The sequence below is a fragment of the Bacillus sp. JJ783 genome (assembly GCF_036963225.1).
GTDB classification, from domain to species: Bacteria; Bacillota; Bacilli; order Bacillales; family Bacillaceae_G; genus Bacillus_A; species Bacillus_A cereus_U.
Genome location: NZ_JBALMG010000139.1, coordinates 1 through 5,893, shown reverse-complemented (window position 1 = coordinate 5,893; position 5,893 = coordinate 1). Strand labels below are relative to the sequence as shown.

Sequence of the window (5,893 nt, the reverse complement as noted above, 5' to 3'; positions counted from 1 at the left end):
TAAATATAGAATTATCCCTAATGCAATAAGGAATCCTTTTTTAAATTTTTTCATATTTTGATATAAGTAAATAAGTTTTTCTTGATACTTAAAAAGTAACATTCCAACCATAAACATAGATGTGAAATGCAGTGTATCGGCATAACCATTATAAAATCCCTCTGCTTTCCCAATATGCAACATATTAAGGAAAACACTAATTAAAGAAAAGCTCAAAGCAATTAGTATCGTTTTCTTCCAACTCAGTTTATAAAAAAGAAGGAATAACAAAGGAAACACAATAGATATACGCATTTCTTGAGCCAATGACCAAATAACTGGATTATAATTTTCCGTAAAAAAGTTATTAAGAAGCACAAAGTGGTTTATAATATCTATTTTTGTTATAGACCCTTGCCACCTATCATAGAACCAATCCCGTAGTCCTGCCACTTCATACGGTGAAAACAAAATAAATAAAGAAAAGGTAATGATTATCCAAAAATAATAAGGAATATAGATTCTTACAAATCGCTTAATTAAATATCCCCAATAATTTGTTTTTGAATGATAAAGTGCCATAGATAACACAAAACCACTTAGTACATAAAAAACGATTACAGCTTCTCCACCCGCCCATAAAAACCTAAGCGGGGAAAATTTAATAGAGTTAGGCAACGATGGTAGCATTAAACAAAAATGTCCAAATACCACTGTAAGTGCCGCTAACCCTCGTATGGAATCTAATTCTTTTATTCTCTTACTCATAAAATATTCTCCTTGTAAATTGTAAATTTTGCTGTTAATAAAGGCCACTATACTAGTGTAGTGGGAGAATTGTACATATTCTTTCTTTAAATCCCTAATATAAGCAGTACAAAGTCAATCTATGTATCTGTTTAAGGGAACTTTCGAATTTAGGCATAAGTTATATAGTAATAGAAAGAAAAAAGAAATTTCATTCTATAAAATCGTATTGTCGTTTAGAAAACATTTTAAAACTTTTTTCTAAACCCTCGTTATAGTCTGTCTGTTTATCCGTCCATTGAACACCCTTATTTCCAGGCCACCCTGAAGTATTCGCAACATGTTTTAATAGCTCTGCTCCTTTTAAATTCTGCTGTAAACCACGGTTGTATGCATTTGTCATATTAGATATTGCAATTCGAGTATTCGTTTCTACATTTTTCAAATCTTCGTTCGTTAAATCTTTAGGTGCTAGTCCACCTCGATGGAGCTGAAACAGTCCAAATGATGTGCCCTGATCTCCGACTGCATTTTGATCAAACTTACTTTCATGGAATGCAATAGATAAAGGAATCCATGGTGGCATACCGTGCTCTATTGATATTTGTTGAATTGTGTCCCTTACTTTAGCTCGGTTAATATGATGGTCATATGCGTATTTTGTAAGATATAGCCCTACTGTAAAAACCAAAATAAATACTCCGATTTTTATTAATATCCCTCTCACCAACGTCACCTCACTTGTCAATATTAAAGATTTTCACTAGTAATCATATGTTTTTGGGAGATCAACTCGTAATCGTGTATCATTTTATTATTCTTTGTTTCATTAATTACCGATTTTTAGGTGGAATTATTAGGGGTTCTCTCCATGTAACGTTCACTCTTATCAATTTCGGTACATTTTTTGTAAGAGAGAAAGTTTGTATACCATCCATAAAAATCGTACTTTTTTCTCGAATACTTTGTTTGTTATTCGATTGAAATTAAAGAATAACTATATACATACGGATAAACACTATAAAAAGATACTTAAATTTATTTAAAAATTCATTTTCTGGCCTCCATTTCTTTATATAATTAATTTAAAATAAAATATTTAATAGAAAGAAAAGATTTTATTAAATTTTTATAAAATTTAATAACAGAAATAAGTACCAGATATCAATTTTTATTGTCACTTGATGGAATAATATATGTTTTTTCATCATGTAACTTTATTAAACTAACCTTGCACCAGAACCCTACGAATCGAAATATTCATATTAAACGCCATCCTTTCTGTATATTTCTACAAAAAGAATAGCGTTTTTTGATTATATAGGTACAAATTTAGTTTAGCTTGATAGCAATACGAAAAGTTCCGAAGAACCCAATTTGAGAATTAATGCAATCTTCCATTCCAAGCTATCCACATAAGAATCTATAGTACTTTGAAACTTTTTGTTTCAGATTAATATTTAGTTTTATCCTATAAAGTTAGCTTTTTACTATATCAACCGCACTATCCCACATACAGCTAAAGAATGATCCGATTTCGCGCATAAAACGTGTAAACCAATTTGCTTGTTCTACATCAGATTTTGTTACAAGGTCTACTTGTAATGATTTATCTGATAAAAATCCAGGATCTGTAATATCTTTAGGTGATATAATCATTTGACTAATTGTTACACCTTTTTTAATAGACGCTTCTTGTTCTTTATTCGATACTTTAAATTCTTTTTTATAAACGTCATTGTTGCCCTTTGGCATTGGAAGTGAAACAGCTTGCTTCGTTTGAACAACTACATCTTTGTCCTTTGCATTTGCTACTCGCACTGTTTCATGACCTTTTACTACTGAATCTTTTCCATAGACCTTCTTCACTTCAAAATTCGCAAATCCATAATCATATAATTTCTTTGTTTCATCAAAACGTGCTGTATGAGAGTTTGCTTTTATCACTACAGAGATTAGACGCATACCGTTTCTTTCTACTGTACCAGTAAAACAATCTCCGGCTTCTGGAGTAGTTCCTGTTTTTAACCCATCTACACCTTCGTATTGCTTAATTAAACCTTTTAACATCCAGTTAAAGTTCGTCATATCAATCGGATACTTTCCACCCTTTTGGAATGTTTTTTTAGGGATTTTTGCTGTATCTAATATTTTCGGGAAATCTTGAATAAGACGTTGTGCTAAAATTGCACAATCTCTTGCAGACATTTTATTTTTCTCGTCTAGAGTTGTCCCTTCTGGGTGATGTCCTTTTAAATCTTGGTTTGTTAAACCTGTAGAGTTTACAAATTTATAATTTTTCATTCCAAACTCTTTTGACTTATCGTTCATCATTTTTACGAAATTAACTTCTTTTCCAGCAATCTCTTCAGCTAAAGCAATTGTTGCACCGTTTGCAGAATAAATTACCATTGCCTCATATAACTCTTTGACCGTATAAGAGCCACCATTTTCTAATGGAACGTTTGATAATGAGCGATCTTGCGAAATCTTATATGCATATTCAGAAATTTTAACTTTTTGATCCCATTTAAGTTTTCCTTTATCCACCGCTTCATGGACTAAGTATTCACTCATCATTTTTGTCATACTAGCAATTGCTAATAATTCATCTGCATTTTTTTGATATAAAATTTTTCCAGAATTTGCTTCTACTAAAATTGCTGATCCTGCTTCTACGTCTAATGCAGGGACTGTTTCCGCTGATGCACTCCCAGATGTAACAACTATGCTACAAAATAGTGTAAGCACTGTTACTATTGCAATGAATCTCTTGCAAAACATACCTTTCACTTCTGTTACCTCCAATAACTTTGTACTCAAAAAAATGTTTTTCTAACATAATCCCCCAAAAATAGATAGTGTTATCAAATTCTGTATACACATAAGACATTAGGATCGCTTTCATATAGACCATCTCATCCCACCCTTTTAGGCGCACTGACACTTAGTATTCCCACACACACACCTATTTTTAATACCCTTGTATTTTTCAAAATGATCCGTACTTTCATATTTTCTAGGGTTACACTTAATAGACAATCTAAGTAATACATTTGTTCCACATTTATAAAAAATAAAACCAGTGTGCCCCGATTGAATATCGAAACACACTGGTAGCTTAGCCTTTTTCTTATTGTCTACTTGACAGGGTCTGTCGGTTTCTTTTCAAAAATTACTATATTTGCACCATTTGCTAGACTCATACCAAATATGAATTCTTATTCATCTAAACTATTAGTTTTTTTGTAGTAAAAAAACTACATCTTATATAGAATGTAGTTTTTCTAACTGATTTATTTATTTTTCACTTCATTTTTATAAAAAGTAAATAAAGGTTCAATGGATGAACTAGATAAAAGAGGAATTGCCCTCTCAACCAATTTTCTATCCCAATCAAACCAACGCATTTCCATTAGCATATTAATTTCTGTATCAGTGAACCGTTTCTTTATTTCTTTAGCAGGATTACCACCAACTATTGTATACGGCGGAACATCTTTACATACGACAGATCCAGCTGCAACAATTGCACCTTCACCGATTGTAACGCCAGGCATTATAATAGCATTCATACCAATCCAGGCATCGCTTTTAATGACTGTATCACCCTTTTGTTCATATGATTGTTCTATTTGCTCAACGAATGGATACACTGTAATCCATTCAGGGTGATGGTTATGATTCCCACCCATTAAAATGACAACTCCACTTGCAATACAAACATAATTTCCAATAATGAGTTTATCAAGGTGCCAACCCATCTGTTCAATTGGATTGAAAAGTGCTTGGGACTTATCATCGCCCCATAAATACCTTACACAACCATCTTCAAAATTTTGATTTCCATAGTACCCTGAATAATAGGAGTACTCTCCTACTTCAATGAGTGGATTTGTTACTATGTCTTTTAAATACTTCGTTTCAGACCAATGATTATATACTGGATGCTTCATAACTATATTCCTCGCTTCTAAGTATTGTAGATTTTTGCAATTTACTTAGAAGCTTAATACGACAGCTACATTTTTAAATTTTTTCAAACGACGAATCATTATCTTCAAGCCTTTCTTTTATACTAAAAAAGCATAACGCAATAAATTACACAAGTCAAATTGTGTAATTTCGAACACAACTTAAACTGCGTAATACTGCAATAAGAACATTAAAACCATCTTCACTAGATTGCTGAAGTTCTAATAAATTTGAACCTTTTTCGAAATTTAGTTCCCCTAATAAGTATAAACTATTTATATTAATGGCTAATTTGATACCTATATCACTGTACTTTATTGCTTCTACATGTTCATATGTAAGATGTAAATATTTTGTTAAGGTATAAATAATTCTTAATTTAATTTCTTTATTTCCAGGAAATTCCACCCTATTGAAATTACTTAAACATTTCTTTAATATGCCTATACTTTTTTCATATTCTCCATTTTCCGCATAGATTACTGCCATTGTATGCATAATATCTATTTCTTTTTCTGATAAAAAATTGACATTAGTTAATTTTAATTTTAATGCTTGATTTAAAAGCCCCAAAGCATTTTGGGTTAATCCCTTTACATTAAATATAGCTATCGCTTCATGCCATATTAGAAATTGTTTATCTTCTTTTGACTGGAAATTATTTTCGTTTTTCTCTTTTTTCACTATTTCATAAAGTTCTTTATATTGTTTTTGCTTTATACAATCTCTTATTACACATTTTACATTTTCTGTATATTTATTTTTTTTGTTTTTAGTTAGCGCAAATATATAATTCGGATCAACACCAAGTCTTTCAGATAATTGATACAACAATATGCTAGATGGATAAATAATACCTTTTTCTATCTTACTAATTTGACTTTGTGAACATATTCCATGACAAAATTCAGATTGTGATATATTTTTTTCTTTCTAAGTTCTTTAATAATAATACCGAGATTGTAGAATTCCATTTCTCTCCCTCAAATGTAACAATTTATGAGTATAAGAATATTTTCCAACTTTTAATGTAATGTAAAATTAATATAGTTGTAATTACTAATTATATTGATTTATAGTTTCTTTTACAAACTTGTATCATAATGAGAGAAATTATTACAATTAAAAGGAATAAAGAGTATTGGATATGATTTTTCAGCTTTATTTCAAATAATAGTTTCTTTTGATTTTT

4 protein-coding genes and 1 pseudogene are annotated in these 5,893 nt (G+C 30.5%); all 5 read right to left on the bottom strand.

Annotation, left to right across the window (positions count from 1 at the left end; all coding sequences use genetic code 11):
- Positions 1-747, bottom strand: a 747-nt coding sequence (locus V7038_RS24570; protein ID WP_335695775.1) for an acyltransferase family protein, incomplete at its 3' end; no start/stop codon positions are given.
- Between the two features lie 190 nt (positions 748-937).
- Positions 938-1,453, bottom strand: a complete 516-nt coding sequence (locus V7038_RS24565; protein WP_070170160.1) for a transglycosylase SLT domain-containing protein — start codon at positions 1,451-1,453, stop codon at positions 938-940.
- A 752-nt stretch (positions 1,454-2,205) separates the two neighbouring features.
- Positions 2,206-3,519 carry a D-alanyl-D-alanine carboxypeptidase family protein gene (locus tag V7038_RS24560; RefSeq protein WP_283747226.1) on the bottom strand — a complete coding sequence of 438 codons (1,314 nt, stop codon included), beginning with the start codon at positions 3,517-3,519 and terminating at the stop codon, positions 2,206-2,208.
- A gap of 503 nt (positions 3,520-4,022) precedes the next feature.
- Entirely contained in the window at positions 4,023-4,682 is a 660-nt protein-coding gene (locus tag V7038_RS24555; RefSeq protein WP_335695774.1) for a CatB-related O-acetyltransferase, read from the bottom strand.
- 154 nt (positions 4,683-4,836) lie between these two features.
- A pseudogene (locus V7038_RS24550) lies at positions 4,837-5,675 on the bottom strand (helix-turn-helix domain-containing protein).
- Positions 5,676-5,893 lie beyond the last annotated feature (218 nt).